The 18,532-nt window shown below is 56.0% G+C and carries 12 protein-coding genes; 10 read left to right on the top strand and 2 right to left on the bottom strand.

From position 1 onward, the window contains the following. Window positions 1-228: 228 nt before the first annotated feature. Together F556_RS38980 and F556_RS38985 are read left to right on the top strand one after the other, a co-directional pair. Window positions 229-777 (top strand): hypothetical protein, encoded by a 549-nt coding sequence (locus F556_RS38980; RefSeq protein WP_245583171.1) that lies wholly within the window; start codon window positions 229-231, stop codon window positions 775-777. Window positions 778-1,002: 225 nt separating this feature from the next. Continuing rightward, a complete protein-coding gene (locus F556_RS38985; RefSeq protein WP_245583172.1) occupies window positions 1,003-1,542 on the top strand; it encodes a hypothetical protein in 540 nt (179 codons plus the stop codon). 47 nt (window positions 1,543-1,589) lie between these two features. Here the strand turns inward: F556_RS38985 and F556_RS0130975 are convergent, their stop codons facing one another. Continuing rightward, window positions 1,590-3,872 (bottom strand): helix-turn-helix domain-containing protein, encoded by a 2,283-nt coding sequence (locus F556_RS0130975; protein WP_020620902.1) that lies wholly within the window; start codon window positions 3,870-3,872, stop codon window positions 1,590-1,592. A 458-nt stretch (window positions 3,873-4,330) separates the two neighbouring features. On the opposite strand from F556_RS0130975, the gene F556_RS0130980 reads away from it, so the two are divergent. The 8 genes from F556_RS0130980 (at window position 4,331) to F556_RS0131015 (ending at window position 15,884) form a co-directional block, all read left to right on the top strand. Next, a complete protein-coding gene (locus F556_RS0130980) occupies window positions 4,331-5,290 on the top strand; it encodes an ABC transporter permease (protein ID WP_051108816.1) in 960 nt (319 codons plus the stop codon). 24 nt (window positions 5,291-5,314) lie between these two features. Further along, on the top strand, window positions 5,315-6,220 hold the full coding sequence (locus F556_RS0130985; RefSeq protein WP_020620904.1) for a carbohydrate ABC transporter permease: 906 nt from the start codon (window positions 5,315-5,317) through the stop codon (window positions 6,218-6,220). A gap of 62 nt (window positions 6,221-6,282) precedes the next feature. Then, window positions 6,283-7,905 carry an extracellular solute-binding protein gene (locus F556_RS0130990; protein ID WP_020620905.1) on the top strand — a complete coding sequence of 541 codons (1,623 nt, stop codon included), beginning with the start codon at window positions 6,283-6,285 and terminating at the stop codon, window positions 7,903-7,905. 75 nt (window positions 7,906-7,980) lie between these two features. Then, on the top strand, window positions 7,981-9,396 hold the full coding sequence (locus tag F556_RS0130995; protein ID WP_020620906.1) for an alpha-L-fucosidase: 1,416 nt from the start codon (window positions 7,981-7,983) through the stop codon (window positions 9,394-9,396). Beyond that, a complete protein-coding gene (locus tag F556_RS0131000; protein WP_020620907.1) occupies window positions 9,393-10,484 on the top strand; it encodes a carbohydrate-binding family 9-like protein in 1,092 nt (363 codons plus the stop codon). Before F556_RS0130995 ends, F556_RS0131000 begins: the two co-directional genes overlap by 4 nt. After that, complete coding sequence (locus F556_RS0131005; RefSeq protein WP_020620908.1) at window positions 10,475-13,189, top strand: transglutaminase domain-containing protein; 2,715 nt, start codon at window positions 10,475-10,477, stop codon at window positions 13,187-13,189. The genes F556_RS0131000 and F556_RS0131005 overlap by 10 nt, the downstream gene beginning before the upstream one ends. A 24-nt stretch (window positions 13,190-13,213) precedes the next feature. Further along, window positions 13,214-14,254, top strand: coding sequence for a glycoside hydrolase family 18 protein (locus tag F556_RS0131010; RefSeq protein ID WP_020620909.1), 1,041 nt, complete (start codon window positions 13,214-13,216; stop codon window positions 14,252-14,254). Window positions 14,255-14,339: 85 nt separating this feature from the next. Then, window positions 14,340-15,884, top strand: coding sequence for a GGDEF domain-containing protein (locus F556_RS0131015; RefSeq protein ID WP_020620910.1), 1,545 nt, complete (start codon window positions 14,340-14,342; stop codon window positions 15,882-15,884). Between the two features lie 446 nt (window positions 15,885-16,330). Here the strand turns inward: F556_RS0131015 and F556_RS0131020 are convergent, their stop codons facing one another. Then, entirely contained in the window at window positions 16,331-18,523 is a 2,193-nt protein-coding gene (locus F556_RS0131020; protein WP_020620911.1) for a GH92 family glycosyl hydrolase, read from the bottom strand. Window positions 18,524-18,532 lie beyond the last annotated feature (9 nt).

The raw sequence follows: 18,532 nt of genomic DNA on the forward strand, positions 1-18,532 counted from the left end.
AGACCGTTTTACTGGAGATCGTTTACACTTCGTATAAGGCCAATTGGACAGACGATCCCCTTGGTAGCTGGCAAAGCATGGCGACAGCCTTTTCACCTTGCCCAGCCCGAAGTCTAGCTACTTCGAACAAAACGGTACATCATCCCTGTCACCTCGTCGGAAAGAATAGCTCTAGTATAGTCATTCCCCTGCGTAGGGGCAAGAACGCGAATGGAAGGTGGGCGTATCGTGGACACAGTTAATCAGTTGAGGCTTTTGAAGCAAATCATTAGTGGGAGCACAAAATGGGACCCGGAGAAAAAAGTATCCGTACACCCCGTCCCAGCAACCATCACGGAGCAAGAGCTGGAGCAGTTGGAGGGTGCGGGTCACGCGCCGAACACCTTCGTCTATCCAAAACATGATGAGACGCTAGCTGAGCTGAAGCAGCTGGCTGGACGTTGGACGATAGCTGAGGCGGCGGACGCTTTTGTCGCTTCGCTCTGGTCGGCGCCAATGGTCTGGCGGGCCTTGCTGCCGGGCAAGCTGCTGGCGGAGACGATGCCCGATCATGCGTATGAGCCCTATCCGAATTCGGCGACCTGTCAAATCTGCGGCTTGGCGGAAGGAGCAGGAGTGGATACCACGCTTCAATGGTACTTCCGGATGGTCGAGGGCCCTCCGCTTGATGGCAATCCCCACGGCTATATGCTGGCGCTTCGCGAGCTGGCGGCTGCCCAGGACACGCCGAAGCCTGGTCCTTCAGACCACTATACGCTGCGTCGTCTGCTTACGTAGCTGCGGGAGCTGCCGCCCAAGACACGCTATAGCAAGATCGATCCGCTTCTCAAGAAAGAAGCACTGCTGCCAGTTAGCGACAAATACGCTTACCGGAGTCTGCTAGAGACGCTGGGCTTGATCGGTATCCTGGATACGGAGGAATACCCAGGTCTGGCAACAACCTTTCTTACATACAGAATACGTGACCAGCGACCGAATACGAGGGTGGAGGTCCAGGCGCCCTTGGCCTGGTGGGATTCTTCGGTAGGTGTTAACGAGACATCCCTGGCGCAGCTGTTCAGCGAACACGAGCTCACCAGCGTCTCGCCTTCGGACAAGCCTGTACCAACCCCACCGCTGGCCGAAACAGTGACGGGGGCCCTTGCAAGCAGGAAGGGCTCGCGTGCCGCAGCACCCAAGACTTCTCCCGATGCAGGGAGGGGTCCGGTGGAGGCAGGGGATGTGTACGCCGTGCGCGTCCGGGAAGGCACGTGGGTGACGGTCTATTGCCACGAAGTCAAAGACAAGCGCGCCCGCGTCGAATTCATGGATGGCATCTTCACCGAGATGCCGGCCAAGCACGAGCTCAGTCAGACCTTCCGTCCCCGCAGGGACGGTCGCTGGCAGAGCTGGGTTGCATCCATCGATTCCACGAGCTGGATCAGACGCGTAGCGAGAGCGTATGCTTCGCCAGAGACGTCGCTGCCTGAACCGGATCGCATTCCATCCCAAGGCGCCAAGACCCTCAGTTCTCTGGCATCTTGGTGCTTTCCCGACTTGTAACTAGCAAGGCAGGCTCCCGGCGAACGGGAAGCCTGCCTCTCTATATCTTACGTTACCGACTCCCCGTCGTTACCGGAGAAGAGCTTGCGGTATTGACCCGGAGTGTGGCCGGTCTCCTTCTTGAAGCGGCGGATGAAGTTGGGCGTGTCCAGATAGCCCACCCGCTGGATAATGTCCTTGAGCGGATCATTGGTGGTCGTCAGTTCGGTAATGACGGCTGCCATCCGCTTTTTCCAGATATACTGCACGAAGTTGATGCCCATCTTCTCCTTAAAGGACCGGCTGAAATAAGACATCGAGATATCAAATTTAAATGAAATTTCCTCTAAGCTTAACGTATGGTCCATATAGTGGTCGTCCATGTAGGCCAGAATCTGGTCCATTAACGTATGCGCCTCTTTTTCTTCTTTCCACTCCACCTGATCACAGACGTGAGCGACCAGATGCATGCAGTGCCGGTACAGCTCGTCCAATGAGGCAAAAGCAACCTGGTTAGGCAGCTTGGCACCGACATGCGCGACGCCCGACTCCAAAGCAGTCTTCACGATGGTATTCACCATATCCACGCTCATGTAGCGGACGAATTTCACCGATAGGCCCGGCTTCTGCAAGTATTCCACCGCCTCGCGCACCGTTTGCTCCGCAACCTCCCGATTGCCCTGCTTTAAGCTCTGATCCAGCATCATCAGCACATTCTTCGGCATCCAGCAGGCCTCGTCCCCGGCAGCGGACAGCTTGCCGAAATAAGAGATCGTTCCACCACCAGGAGACAAGCGCGATTCATAAGCCGAGCAAGCCTCGACGAACGATTGGTTCAGCCGGTCCGGGTCATCATAACAGCCGCCGACGCCAATCACTGGATGCAGCTGGTAGATGTCATGCAGATGATCGTGCGCCGCCTGGACAATGCCGTGAAGCTGACGCTGTTCGTCCATGGTAACGAGCTTGTTGTAACTAACAATGAGGGCGATCTGGTCGGGCTTGGGCAGCTCGACACTGTAGACTCGCGCCCCATATTCGGGAAACTCGACCTCGAATAAGAGCTGCTGCATCGTCTGCCATTCTAGCGCAAATCCGGCTTCCTCAGCAGCATCCCGCTTGCTGATCAGCATGGCGAAGTGCCGGTTGCGGCTAAAGGAGACGTCCAGCGTGTGCAGCAGCTTGGCAGGCAGACTGCTGACATTGCCGTGACGCAGTAGCATCAGGAGCAGGTGGTTGCGGGCATACGGCTCCTGGAGATCTGCGCGGTCGCTGTACTCCTGCAGCGTTGAGCGGATACGCTCCAGTTCATTGCCCGACGACAGCGTACCCGTGGCGGGCTCGCCCTCCCTGAATCGGGAGTTCGCATATTCGAACAGATTGAGGATCGGGTGATATTGCCGTCTAGCAAGCAACAGGGCGAATAACCCCCCGAGCACCACAACCGCGGAGAACAGCAGAATAATAAACGTGCGAATGTGTAGCACATTGCCGAAGAATTGGGCACTCGGCATCAGCGTCACATACTGCCAGCTGTTCTGATTCGATTTCACAGAGACGACCGAGTGATCTACACCGCTTACCGACAGGTTATGAATGCCCGGCTCCAGGGTGGCCAACCGTTGAAGCTCCTGCGAGGACAAGGCCTCCTCCCGGTTACTGTTGGCAGCCAGAATCTGACCCTCCGAGTCTACAATGTACGAGGAGCCCTGATAATTGCCAAGGATGGAGGCGATCAGACCCGTCAATTCCGATTCGCGGATGACATACAGCAGGGTGCCGTGCGGTGTTGGGCTATTAGGCGTGATGGGCACCAGATAGGCGAGCATGGACTGGTTAAAGCCTGGCTTGCGGTTGAACTGGTCCGCAGGCCGCATCGTCGCGTATTGCAAGTCATTAAGGTCTTCAATAATGGAATCCGCGCTCCAGTTGCGGAAGGTGAAGGTCTGAGAGAAAACCTCGAGCGTATTCATGCCTTCCGTGGAAAAAATCCGGTTATCTCCCCGGTAGTAGAGCAGCATGTCTTCAATAATTGGACTGGTTGCCTTGTAATGCTTCAGTGCCTCGTTGGCCTCCAGGACGTAATACGGGTCGTTTAACCGATAACGGGCCAGACGTTCGTCGTAAGCGGCATAGGAGGAGATGCTGCCTAGCTGCTTCATATGACTGTTCACAATGGTCTCCGCCTGCAGCAGTTGGTTAAGATGAGACTGCTCGATTTCGGAACGGAGGTTACTGGCGGCATTCTTATAGATTAATAATGTTAGACAGATGAGAGGTATAAGCAGAACTAGTAGATAAGATGACATATAACGCAGAAACAGCCGGGATTTGAAATAGTTCAGCTTCATACGAACCCCCTTGTCTTTACAAGAATTTTCAATGAATGCGTTTCCGTTGATGGGTTGTTTATGACGATAACCGTACACTATTTTTCTCCAATTGAGAAGAGGGAGGGATGTGTCTTTTTTTACTTTAGTATATTTTGCGGTACAATGGGACTTCTTGAAATGCCGCGCCGAACAAGCATGAATGCGCTATCCGATGCCGTTTGGCGACAGCCTGTCATTTCCCCTTATTGAGCAATTGTGTGTCAAAAAAAACATAGTGCCAATCTGACACCCAACGGATACAATAATGCACGTTTTGGCATTCGTAAGCTATTCTTACATATTGGAGTGTGCCATATTCGTCTTCCATCCCGACCTAAGCCAAAATGACATGTTTACGATCGTTTCCCCGTCGCTTAGACTGTGGAGGAATTGCGAGGGGAAAGGAGAGGGTTCGATTGAGAGAAGGGAGCGGCAAGCTGGCATTAGAAGCATCTCCCGTACCTGCAGGAGGGCATCCGAAGCAAAGCCGGTCAAGCAAGACACTCCGACAAATTGTTCGGAACTGGCGACTATATGTATTTATGGCTCCCGCGTTGTTGACTGTTCTTATTTTCAGTTACCTGCCGATGTACGGGATTCAGATTGCCTTCAAGAACTACATCCCCGCCTTTGGGATGGGGGGCAGTGAATGGATCGGCTGGGATCATTTCACCCGATTTTTTAATTCCTATTATTTCTGGGATCTGCTGTGGAATACGCTCAGCATTAGCTTGTACGGCCTGGCCGTAGGCTTTCCTCTGCCGATCCTGCTAGCACTTGCGTTTAACGAAATCCGGGTCGGCAAGTTCAAGAAGACGGTCCAGACGGTAACGTATGCCCCGCACTTCATCTCGACGGTAGTTATGGCGGGCATGATTATTACCTTCTTGAGTCCATCCTCGGGTATGGTCATCAATTTGCTGGAAGCACTGGGCATCTCCGCGCCTAATTTTCTCACGGATCCGCGGTGGTTCAAGACGATGTACGTATTCTCCGAGGTGTGGCAGACCACAGGGTGGGGGACCATCATCTATCTGGCAGCTTTGTCGGCCGTGGACCCGGGTATGCATGAGGCGGCTATCCTCGACGGGGCCTCCCGAATGCAGCGGATAAGGCATATTAATATTCCGGTCATTCTCCCTACGATTACGATTCTGATGATTCTTAATGTGGGGAGTCTGCTCAGTGTCGGCTATGAGAAAATATTGCTGCTGCAAAACCCGCTGAACATGTCGTCATCGGATGTCATAGCCACGTTCGTCTACCGGGTCGGCTTGCTGGAGGCCCAATATAGTTACTCTACAGCGGTGGGCTTATTCAACTCGGTCGTCAATGCTATTCTGTTGATTGCCATCAATCAAGTGGTCCGGCGGACAAGCGAGAACAGCCTTTGGTAGAAGACGGGAGAGGAGGAAGCAAGCATGAGTACAGTCATCAAGGAGAGCAGGGGCGACAAGCTGTTCCTGGTCATCGTGTATCTAATTCTGGCAGCGGCGCTGGTCGTCGTCGCGTATCCGCTCGTTTATATTATTAGCGCTTCGATCAGTAACCCGAATGTCGTGGCCTCGGGGGAGATGTGGCTGCTGCCCAAAGAACTGACCTTCGAAGGCTACAAACGAGTATTCGAAGATTCGGCCATCTGGAACGGCTATCTCAATACGATCATCTATACAACCGTCGGCACGGCCGTCAATCTGGCTGTAACGCTGCCAGCTGCCTATGCCATGAGCCGCAGGGACATGGTTGGCCGCAATCTGTTTATGGGGCTGTTCATGGTCACCATGTTCTTTAGCGGCGGGCTGGTTCCAACCTATCTGATTGTCAAAAATCTCGGCCTCGTCAACACCATGTGGGCACTCATCCTGCCAGCGGCAACGTCGGTGTGGAACCTGATCGTCTGCCGGACCTTCTTCCAGTCGACGATGTCCAAGGATCTTCAGGAAGCGGCCGAAATTGACGGCTGCAGCGATTTCCGCCTGTTCTTCCAGATTGTACTGCCACTGTCCACCGCCTTGATTGCAGTCATGGCGCTGTTCTTCGGCGTCGGGCACTGGAACAATTATTTCTCTGCCCTGATCTATCTCAATGATCAGTCCAAATATCCGCTGCAACTGGTGCTACGCCAGATTCTCGTCCTGCAGCAGATGTCGGCCCAATCCGGGGTTATCAATGCAGATACGGCAACCTCGCTCAACAACAAGGCCGAAGTGGCGGCACTCGTCAAATATGCCGTTATCATCGTATCTACGCTGCCGGTCATCGTGCTATACCCGTTCCTGCAGCGGTATTTTGTCCAAGGTGTCATGATCGGTTCCGTCAAGGGCTGATCTTGCCATAGCATGCCGTTTGAATCGTTGTGAGGTCTTATTATGACAAGGGAGGTTTGTTTATGAAGAAGGGGCACAAGAAGGGGATGACCGTACTATCGGCACTGCTGGCGTTTTCCATGCTGGCTGCAGCTTGTTCAAACGACAGCGGAGGTTCGGGCAATACGCCATCAACCGGTAATAATGGCGATGGGGCTGTCGGTGTAAGCAAAGACGGATTCCCGATTGTTGAAGAGCCCATCACGCTCAGCCTGATGGCGCCGAGTGCTGAGATGGCAGACTGGAGCACGATGCCGACCATTCAGGCCATGGAGGAGCTCTCTAACATCAAGCTTGAATTCCAGACGTCGCCTATCGACAGCTTCCCGACCAAGAAGAACCTGACATTCGCCAGCGGGGAGCTGCCGGACATGCTGTATGCCGCTGATTTGACTCCGGCGGAGCAGGTCAGCTACGGGACGCAAGGGCTGCTGCTTCCGCTGGAGGATCTGATCGACAACTATGCCCCCAATTTGAAGGCGGTTCTCGATGCGAATCCGGATGTGCGCAAGTCGATTACCACCACTGACGGGCACATCTACGCCCTGCCATTCATCGACACCACTGCCGTCTGGTACCGCGGGCCGATGTGGTATAACGGTAAATTCCTGGAAGCCCTCGGCGTGAGTGAACCGACGACGACGGAGGAGCTCTACACCTACTTGAAGCGGGTCAAAGAAGAAGATCCCAATGGCAACGGAGAAGCCGACGAAATTCCGCTGACCTCGGTGAAGCTGGACGACCTGCGGATGTACTTCCTCGGCTTCTGGGGCATTTATAACGAAGTGTACTATGCGGATCAGGAGGGCGGCGTCCACTATACGCCACAGGAGGAAGGATATCGGGGGTACTTGACATTCCTGAACCGGCTGTGGGAGGAGGAGCTTCTGGACCATGAGACGTTCTCGCAAACCGATGACATGAAGAAGGCAAAAGGGAGCAAAAACCAGGTGGCACTCTTCAGCGATTACCATCCGTATTTCACGCTCGGCGGGGAGCCGAGGACAACCGACCCGATGATGACGCCGGTCAGCAGTGAAATTGCGGGCACACCTGTCTACGGGAAGCATCCCGGCATTTCTTCCAACGGCAACTTTGCGATTACGTCCACCAATCCGAATCCTGAAGCGACCATGCGGTGGATTGACTATCAGTACAGCTATGAAGGGGCAACGCTCTGGACGCAGGGGCCAGAAGGCCTCATGTGGGAATATGAGGATGAGGCGAACAAAGTGAAGCGTTACACCGAAGTACCGGGCGGAGGCGACCGCGAGGAGTATCGTGCCACATTGACGCCGAACTACGGCATCGTGACGCCAGGCGTCAATATTCCGGAGCTGACGAACGGGCTGCGCTCGGAGCTGGACGACTGGATCATCGAACAGAACGAAGAGAAGCTGGTGCCGATTGCCAAGCCGCCATTCCCGCGCGTGTACCTGAGCAACGAACGTCAGACGGAGGTCTCGGCTCTGATGTCCGATCTGGATACGTATGTGAAGCAGATGGAAGCCCGTTTTGTAACCGGGGTGGAGCCGCTGGCGAACTGGGACGCCTACGTCAGCCAGTTGCAGAAGATGGGCAGCGACCGCATCGTTGAGATTTATCAGGAAGCCTACGATCAATGGGATAGCGAGAATGCGAGTTAAGTAAAGCAGGACCAAAAACGGCTGATATCTGCGGCAACAGGCGATATCAGCCGTTTCATCTTGGGAGGGATAGTCATGGAGAGAGGGACGGAGACGGCGGTGTCACAAGAGTTGGTTGTTGAGGAAGGCGTACACCATTATACCCGGGAGGAGGATTGGGTACGGCCGGAGGACCCGTTGCTGCTGGAGCGGCTGGAGTGGTTCCGCGATCAGAAGCTGGGCTTGATGATGCATTGGGGACCGTATTCGCAGCTGGGCCTGGTGGAATCCTGGGCGCTCAGCGACGGCGATTCCGATTGGGCGCGCGACGGTGTGGATTGGGGCGTGGACGGGGAGGAATTGAAGCGGGAGTATTTTGGCTTGAACCGGACCTTCAACCCCATCCGTTTTCAGCCCAGATTGTGGGCAGAGTTGGCGGCAGAAGGCGGCTTTCGCTATTTGAACTTCACCACCAAGCATCATGATGGTTTCTGCATGTGGGATACCCAGACGACAGATTATCGGATTACTGGTCCAGATACGCCGTTTCATCGGCACCCATATGCCGATATCTGCCGGGAGCTGTTCGACGCCTTCCGGGAACAAGGACTGGCGATATCAGCCTACTTCTCGAAGGCGGACTGGCATACGCCATATTACTGGCCTCCGGGGATGGAGCGGGGCAGCCAGATGTGGCGCGGGCCATCCTATGATCCCGACCGCTATCCGTGGCTTTGGGAGCAATTCGTGCAGTTCACGCATCAGCAGATCATGGAGCTGATGAGCCGGTACGGGCGGATCGATATGCTGTGGCTTGATGCAGGCTGGGTCAATGCCCGCCAGCAGCAGGACATCCGACTGGACGAGGTCGTAGAGCAGGCCCGCCGCATCCAGCCCTGGCTGCTGACAGCCGATCGGACGGTTGGCGGTCCGTATGAGAACCTCATTACGCCTGAGCAGACGCTGCCGGACCGGCCGCTTCAAGTGCCCTGGGAGAGCTGTATTACGATGGGTACTTCTTTCTCCTTTAAGTATGAGGACGACTACAAATCTGTCCGAGAGTTGGTGCATTTGCTCGTGAACATTGTGGCCAAGGGCGGCAACCTGGCGCTTAACGTAGGGCCGCAGCCTGACGGCCGTCTGCCTGCAGCTGCGATCGATCGGATGAAGGGGCTAGGACGATGGCTCCATGTGTTCGGAGAAGCGATTTACGGCACACGAGTATGGGAGCCATATGCTGCGGGCGCGACTCGCTTTACACGCAAGGGTGACGTCGGTTATGCAATCCGGTTGTATGAGGAGGGGGAGACAGCCCGGGAAGAGGTGGAGCTGTCGTTAACTGCTGAACCGGCCTCCATCGACTTGGTGGGCGGAGCGGTCAATCTGGAGTGGCGGCGCAGTGAAGCGGGCGTTGTTGTCCAGCTGCCGGAATCGGTACGAGCTAGCGAAGCGCCGGAGGCGCTGGCCTTTCGTATGAGAGGCATTCAAGATGGACAGGAGGGAGGACAATGAAGTGGAGTGCAGTACCGGAACCGGATATTGTTTATGCACCAAGGGCGTATACTTGTTTGAGAGCAGAGGGAGAACCAGTAATTGATGGCCGTCTGGACAAGCCGTTTTGGGAGAGGGCGCCGTGGACCGAGGCGTTTATTGATATTGAAGGGGACAAGCGTCCGCACCCTGCCAAGCGTACGCGAGTGAAAATGCTGTGGGACGACACCTATTTCTACGTGGGTGCAGAGCTGGAGGAGGATGAGATCTGGGCGACCCTGACGGAACGGGATTCGGTTATTTTTCATGACAATGATTTTGAAATTTTCATTGATCCTGACGGGGACACCCACCAGTACTATGAATTAGAGATCAATGCACTGAATACCGTTTGGGATCTGCTGCTCGTAACGCCTTACCGCGACGGCGGACCGCCTATCAATGGCTGGGACATCCGGGGCTTGCGCACGGCGGTGCATATGAACGGCGAGTTGAACAACCCGGCAGCTGCTAACCGGAGCTGGAGTGTCGAGGTAGCGATGCCGTGGAACGCCTTGAAGGAATGTGCGGCTGATGGCAGGCCACCGGCTGCCGGGGAGTGGTGGCGGGTGAATTTCTCGCGTGTGCAGTGGCGGGTCGAAGTACAGGACGGTCAATACCGCAAGCAGGTGAACCCTGAGACAGGCAAGCCGTACCCGGAGGACAACTGGGTCTGGTCACCGCAGGGGGTTGTCAATATGCATTATCCAGAGCTCTGGGGCTATGTTGTTTTCAGTAGCGAAGAGATGGGGGCCGCCGGTGCAGACGGAGCAGGGGGAGCTGAATACGGCCTGCGGGAACACGGGGTTGTGCCTCCCCCGGACGAAGCGGTGAAGTGGCAATTACGGCGGTTGTACTACAGACAGCGCAATTATTATGCCGAGCACGGGTGCTTCACGGAGGAGCTGCAGCTGTTATCACGGGGAGAGCAGGCATGGGCCATCCCCGGGTTGCACATGGAGATCGGGACCGGGCTGTTCCGCATGTCTGCACCATCATCAGATGGCAAGGCACGATATTGGATTCGCGAGGATGGCAAGCAATGGAGGGAGGGAGACGCATGCAAGTGAAGCCTATCGTGTTCTCGCTTGGCGAGGCCGCATTGTCTGCCATTGAGCGGAAATTCGATCATCGGCGTGAGCTGGCGGGGAACCGTGCGGAGGCGTTATTTGGCGTGTTCTCGCAGAAGCTGACGGCGGAAGAGACGTGGGCACTCAAGTTTTTGTATGCCAATATGCCGCTGAGCGATCTGGCAGATTATAGCGGGGAGCTGTTCCTGAGTCATATACGCCAGGCCCTCGCGACGCGAGAGAAGGTGGCGTGGGGCAGTAGCGTCCCGGATGAGCTGTTCCTGAATTATGTGTTGCCTCTGCGGATCAACAACGAGAATCTGGAGGACTACCAGCCTGTGCTCTACAACGAGCTGACCGGACGGACAGAGCGGCTCTCAATGGGCGAAGCGATTCTGGAGACGAATTACTGGTGTCATGAGAGAGCGACGTATATTGGCAGCGACCTGCGCACCTTGTCGCCTTTGTCGATGATCCGCAACGCCCGCGGCCGTTGTGGGGAGGAGTCGACCCTTGCTGTCGCAGCCCTGCGCAGTATCGGAATCCCCGCCAGGCAATGTTATACCCCGCGCTGGGCCCATGTCGATGACAACCATGCCTGGGTCGAAGCATGGGCAGACGGGACGTGGCATTATATCGGCGCGTGCGAACCCGAACCGGTGCTGGACGAAGGCTGGTTCAGCGGCCCGGCCCGGCGGGCCATGCTCGTGCATACACGGGTGCCCTCCGGGTATGACGGGCCAGAGACAGTGACAGTCGCGGACGAATGGCATACGGAGATCAATCTGCTGGAGCATTACGCTCCAGTACGGACGCTGCAAGTCATCGTCCTGAATGCCGGGGGAGCGCCAGCGGCAGGGACGGAGGTGCAGTTTCAACTCTACAATTATGCCGAGCTGTTCCCGCTTGCGGCCATCATGACGGATGGCGAGGGCAAGGCAGTATTCAAGACGGGGCTGGGCGAGCTAATTGTCCGTGCCGCCCGGGGCGGCTTCTGGGATGAGCGTCGGGTGATCGCCGATGAGGACGAGGTGACGCTTGTGCTTCGTCAGCAAGGACAGCCCGCTGAGGATGCAGATTTCGGCATGGTGCCGCCGCCGGAGCGGGAAGGGGAAGCGCGAGCGCCGCTTTCAGAGGAACGGCTGGCGGAGCACCAGGAGCGCATGGCTGTAGGCGAGCAGATGCGCAAGGCCTATGAAGCGACTTTCCTGAATGAACAGCAAGCCAGGAAGCTGGCGGCGGATCTGAGACTTCCAGCGGATCGGGTGTGGTGTGTGCTGGAAACCGCGCGCGGTCATGCGTATGAGATCGCTGCTTTCCTGCAGAACCACACGCCCGAGCATGGGTTGTGGCCGCTCCGCCTGTTGGAGAGCTTGAATCCTAAGGACCTTACCGATACCTCGCGCCTGGCGCTGGACGATTTTCTGTTGGGCGGTCTGGAGGGACTGGACGGAATGGACGCTGGCATCCAGGGAGACTGCAAGACAGACCAGGGGGAAGCGTCGGAGGAGCATTTGCTGCACACCTTGCGCTATGTGCTCTGCCCGCGTGTCCAATTTGAAATGCTCGCTCCATACAAGCGGGAGCTGCTGTCGGCTTTCACCGCGGAGGAAGTGGAAGCTTTCCGCGTGGCACCGGCACGACTGGCGGAGCTGGTCGCCGGGGGATGGACCATTCGCAGGGAACGTACGCACATGCAAGGCAAGGCGACACCGGCCGGGACGTTCAGGCTGCGAACGGGAGACCAGGCCTCCGTTGACATCTTGCTCGTTGCACTGCTGCGCACCTGCGGAATCCCTGCCAGATTGCATCCCAGCAGACAACGTCCCCAGTACTGGCATCAGGGGAAATGGGCAGATGCGGGCGGCGACAGCAGGTCCGGTAAGAACGTGGCGCCACACCACCACCACCACATACAGCCCGGCACCCTGCGTCTTGTACAGCAGTCGTCTGCGAAACGGTGTCTACCAGAGCTCGCCTACCGCGAGAATGCTTCGCTTGGCAGGCTGGTTGACGGCTTCTATCAGACGCTTCTGTATCCGTTCGGCGAGAAGGAGGCTTTTACCAGGCCGGTTGAGCTGCTTCCAGGCGATTATCGCCTGATTACCGGGATACGGCTGCAGAATGGATCGGTACTTGGGCGTTTTCATTATTTTCGCATGGAGGCGGGAGAGGAAACGGTAGTAGTCCCTGTATTCCGCCAACCGGAAGTGAGCTATCCCGTTCTGGGATATACGGACGGCAGCAGTCCGCTGTATCGGTGGCACAACCCGGAGAGTGGCGTCACGCTGGAAAGCCTGGCAGGCGGCCAAGGAGCGGTCGTGGCGTGGATCGACCCGCGCCGCGAGCCCTCGCGGCATCTGCTGCGCGAGAGTGGAGAGCTGAAGGCAGGCTTCGAGGAAGCCGGTGTACCGTTGCTGTTGATCGTGCCGGAAGGGCCAGAGGGTGATAGCTTCGAGCCTGCCGCCTACCCGGGTCTGCCACTGGGGACGGAGTTATTGCAGGACAACGGAAGCGAGGGTCTGCAGCAGATGGCGGAACGCTGCCATCCGGGCGAGCACGGCTATCCTTGGCTGTACGTTGTGGACGACAGGCTAGCAGTAAGGTACGCACAGTCGGGCTACCGGCCGGGCAGCGTCAGGGAGGCTTTGCAAGTGCTGCGCGTCGTGAGCGGGCAGGGGAACCGGGAAGGCGAGGAGAAATAGAGATGAAAAAGGAGTGAATAAGGGATGAGTTCAGCCTATAAAGTCATTGGCTACATTGGCGCGGGCGACCTGCCGAATGTGACGCAGGAGGCTCTCTTCAAACTGACCCATATTAATCTTGCGTTCGGGCATATCCGGGACGATCAGATCGTCACTCACCATCTATCCAATATGGGCCGCATCGCAGAGCTCAAACGTCTGCATCCGGGTGTGACCATTCTGTTGTCTGTCGGCGGATGGAGCGCCGGCGGTTTTTCCGAAGCAGCGGCGACAGAGGAAGGGCGGAGAGCCATGACACGTTCGGCTCTGCGCGTCATCGACGAGCATGGACTGGACGGCATCGATCTGGACTGGGAATATCCTTGTTACGGAGTAGCGGGCATTACTGCAAGTCCGGAAGACCGCCGCAATTTCAGTCTATTGCTGCGGGAGCTCCGGGAGGCGCTGGACCGCAAGGGAGCCGTAGACGGGCGCTCCTACAGCCTCACCATAGCGGCCGGTGCGGATCAGTATTATATTGACGGTACCGAGATGGCTGAGGTGCAGCGTTACCTGGATTACGTCCAACTGATGACCTACGATATGCGCGGCGGCTTTCAGACGTTGACCGGTCACCACACGAATTTGTATGCGCCCACCGGCGACCTGTTTCGGATATCTACGGATGCATCCGTCAAGCTCTTCGAGCGTGCCGGCGTACCCAGAGACAAGCTCGTCATCGGCGCAGCCTTCTATTCGCGGATGTGGAAGAGTGTACCCAATATGCAGGAGGGATTGCATCAGATGGCAGGCACCAGCGGCGGCTACGGCCCTAACTACGCCGAGCTGGCGGCCGATTATATTGGTAAGAACGGCTATAAGCGCCATTGGGACCAGGAGGCCAAGGCGCCATTCTTGTTCGACGGAAGCACGTTTATTTCTTACGACGATGAGCAATCCATTGCCCACAAGTGCGACTATATCAAGCGGGAAGGGCTAGCTGGCTTGATGTTCTGGGAGTATGGCTGCGACCGGACAGGTGTGCTGCTCGAAGCGATCTCCAAGGGATTGCAAAAAATGGACTAAACCGCTTATAGGCCGAATTGCGCGAACATGCTAAAATAAGACCATATTCGACGTAATGCGAGCTGACCGCGGAGGAGACAAGCCCTTGAGCCCGTCTGAAGTGTGGATTCCCATCGTTTGTTACTGGATACCGATCGTATTTTTCTTCTACATGGGAATGGATGTGTATCTTCGCAATCCAAAAAAGCTGGAGCATATCCTGGTCAGCTTGACGATTCTGTGCTATCTGCTGTTGTTCTTGGAAGAGTATATCCGCTTCATGCTGCCCATGTCCTACAGTCCGGTGCTGGCATCCCTTTGGTTTGCCAGTATTGGCGTCATCATCCCCGGACTTGGCTTTCACCTGCTTGCACGGTTGATTGGACTGGACAAGCGTCTTCCGAAACCGTGGTTTCCTTATCTCTTTCACGTGCTGCTGTTGGCCATCCCGGCCAGCCTTCTTACCCGGCAAGAGCTCATCTCTGCACAGGAGTTTGTCGTGCGTGGTGTCTGGAAATGGCCGGTTGCCAACGCGGCCTATTACGGGACACTTACTGCAAGCCTGGCGCTGAGTCTGATCCCGATCCTCATGCTGCGGGTTGTCCGCAAGCGGAACAGCCATGCGGTGTACCGGGAGCAGAACGGGATCCTGCGTTTGCTGGAGTATGGAAGTCTGCTGACATTTGCCTGGGTCGCTATATTCGGTTATTTCCGGTTCGGCGAGGTTATCCCTCCTTATCCCTATTTGTACGCTGGGCTCATTTGGTGTTTTGTGCTGCGGCTGGCCATGAAGAAGTATGAGTTTCTTAATCACGCTCATCACCGGTATGAGAAGCTGTTCCAGCTCAATCCACGGCCGATTCTGCTGGTCTCCCTGACGGGACAGATCAAGGAAGCCAACCCAAGCGCCGAGGGGATGTTCAGTCTCATGGAACTGAAGGGGGCGTCACTTGAAGCACTCGGCGGAGAGCACTTGACGGAGAAGCTGCGGCAGCACGCGGAGCTCGGCGAGTTCGAGTCCGTGCTGCGCAACGGAGACCAGTCCATCGAAGCGCTGATCAGCGGGGATTATGTGACGGTGAACCATGAGCCGCATGCCATCCTGCTGATCCGCGATGACGGCGCTCGCAATGAATATTTGCGCAAAATCGCATTCATGGCCTACCATGATCCGCTCACTGAGCTTCCCAACCGCAGACATTTCTATGAACGACTGGGCCAAGCCATTGTGGACGCCCGGCATACCAACGAAGAGTTAACTGTCATGGTCATCGACCTCGACGATTTCAAGCAAGTCAATGACAGCTACGGTCATGAAGCGGGAGATCAGGTACTGAGGCATGTATCCGCGCTTCTTCGTGTGGTGGCAGGAACATCTGGCAGTGCGGCCCGGTTAGGAGGGGACGAGTTTGTGCTATTCGTTCCTGCAGGTCAGAATGGAGACTCGGCGGCTGAAGCGGTTCACCGATTGGAGGAAGCCGTGGCAGACAACGTCTTGGTCTACGAAGGGAAGGTCCTGGAGATCAAGATGAGCGTGGGCATCAGCCGGTTTCCGCGGGATGGAGCGGATCCGGACGAGCTGATCAAGCATGCGGATACGACGATGTACCAGTTTAAGCAGCGGCGCAAAATGGATGTTGCGGAGGGATAGCGAGCTCTCTGCGGCAGGTCGGTTAGCTGACGGTGCAGTACTTCGCATAAAGGGGTGTTTCCTAGTCATCTGCGAAGACTAGGAGACACCCCTTTCTGTAATTAAGATGTGTCCGCCGACCGTCCGTTGTAACACACCATTATTCCTCTATTTGCCCCACAAACCGCTAGTTGTCGGCTCAAACATACTTCTGTTCAATCAAACGAATATGAAATTTCGACCTTATTTCAGAGAAAAACGAGAAAATGGCGAAATAAACATGATTTTTCAAGCTTATTTGGATCATTCTCGTATTAATGAACCAAATAAATATGAAAAATCGAGTCCATGGGCACCAGGTATGAAAAAAGTACCTACTTTCCCAATCACCAAAAAAAGAACAAGCCCCCGTCATCCGTTATGATGAACGGTAAGGCTTGCTCTTTGCGTTAACTACTCACTCCCATCTACCGCTTCGTTAACGAAAACGGCAGCTCATCTGCGCTATACGTCCGGTACGTCGGAGCCAGGCCCAGACGGAAGTCGAGCGAGCGCCCAGCCATGAGTTCCTCATGGGTGAGGTACAGCTTGGTATAGGTCTCACCGTCCACGGTGACATGACTGACAAAATTGGACTGCGGATTGTTGTTGTCCGTCGTGATGTGCAGCTGTTTGCCGCTGGCTAGCTCGACCGTGACACTGTCGAACAACGGGATGCCCAGCACGTACTGGCCCGTGCCCGGGCAGACAGGGTAGAAGCCCAGGGAGCTGAACACATACCAGCCCGACATGCTGCCGTTGTCCTCATCCCCCGGGAAGCCGTCGAAGCCGCTGTTGAACAGACGGGTCATGATCTGCTTGATAACGACCTGCGAGGACGCTGGCTGTCCCACATAGTTGAACAGATACGGGATGTGGAAGCTCGGTTGGTTGGAGATGGCGACCTGGCCGAAATCGACAGCCGCCATCTCACTCATCTCATGAATCTCGTAGCCGTACCCCCGCACATCAAAGTCCGGAGCCTTGTTGCACAGCTCGGTAATTTTTTCGAAGAAACGATCGCTGGAGCCATAGGCATCAATGAGTCCCTGAAAATCATGGTACACCGCAAACCCATTCTGCCAGGCGCTGCCCTCGGCGTAGTCGAGCCCCCAGGCCGTGTCGTTAAAGTCTGGACGGAAGGCACCATCCTTGTCCTTGGCCCGCATGAAGCCGGTCTCCGTGTCGAAGACATGCCGGTAATTGTGCGAGCGTTCACGGTACTCGGCAGCCACTTCGGGTTGTCCCAGCAGCTCTGCCACCTGGCTGATGCAGAAGTCGCTGTAGGCATAGTCGAGTGTGTGGTTGACGCTCTCATGATGGTCCAGCGGCACATAGCCGTATTGCAGATAATCCGTCGTACCCTGACGGCCGTAGCCTTTCTCTTGGCTCTGGGTGCTCGCGCCTTTCAGCATCGCCTCCAGCAGCTCGGGGAGCAGTTTCTTGCCAATCCCCTTGACTGCGGCGTCCGCAACGACGGCGTCGATCAGCGTGCCTGGCATGAGTCCGCGCTCATCGGGGGAGAGCCATTTGGGCAGGAAGCCGGTCTCGCGGTACGAGGTGAGGTAACCCTCCAGCATCTCCTCATATTCTTCAGGTGCAATCAGCGAGTAGAGCGGATAGACCGTCTTGTACGTGTCCCAGAAGCCATTGTTGGTGTAGAGGATACCTGGCTTCACGGCTCGGGCTGTGGTGTCATAGTGAATCGCCTCGCCGCTGGCGTCTCGTTCATAGAATTTCTGCGGGAACAGGAACATGCGGTACAGGCACGTGTAAAAGGTGCGAAGCATTTCCTCGTCGCGATGTGTCACATTGATTTTGTTCAGGTAGTGATTCCAACGCTCTGCCGCTTGCTCTTTCAATTCCTCAAAGGTTGGCGTCAGCTCGCGTCTCCCATTCAGCTGGGCCTGCTCGTAACTAATGTAGGAGGTAGCCAGTTTAACCTGCAGCGTCCCGCGCTCGCAGTCCTTGAACCGAATGACAAAATGCTGGTCCTCGCCCTCCAATGCTGTGGTCGCTGTGAAGTTGCCTTTGGCATCATAGATGCCGGAAGCAGCAGCGTCGATTTCCTGGTCAAAAGTGAGCACGGCATAGATGCCGAACCCGTCATCCCGGCAGCCAGAGAAATTATTGAAGAAGCCGCTCAGGGTGCGCTTCTCCACATCCAGGGTCAGCTGACTGCGCTGCTTGCTGTTCACCACAAACCCAGCCTGTTGGGATGAGTTGTAGCGGACCTGCAACGCCGCGCCGTAGCACGTTGGAGTCAGCTCGGAAACGATATTGAAACGCTGTTGCTTGATTCTCATATGATGCGGCTTGAATGTCGCTTCCTCCGGACGATACGAGCTCTGGCAGGTGTACACGGTGCCGCGCAGCTTGGTATCGGCAATCGGAGTCATGAGGAAGCTAGCGAAATCCCCCATCCATGGGCTGGGTTGATGGGTCAGTCGGTAGCCCTGAAATACCCGATCGTTCGGGTTGAAGAACCAACTGCCGTTGTTCTCCGTCTGTACCGCAAAATGGTTCATACCAAACGGCACCGCGGTGTACGGCAGCGTATTGCCATTGGAGTATGAGTGCTTGTTGTTGGAGCCTTGCCGAGTATCGATGTAATGCAGCATATAGGAATT

The sequence above is a fragment of the Paenibacillus daejeonensis DSM 15491 genome (assembly GCF_000378385.1).
GTDB classification, from domain to species: Bacteria; Bacillota; Bacilli; order Paenibacillales; family Paenibacillaceae; genus Paenibacillus_D; species Paenibacillus_D daejeonensis.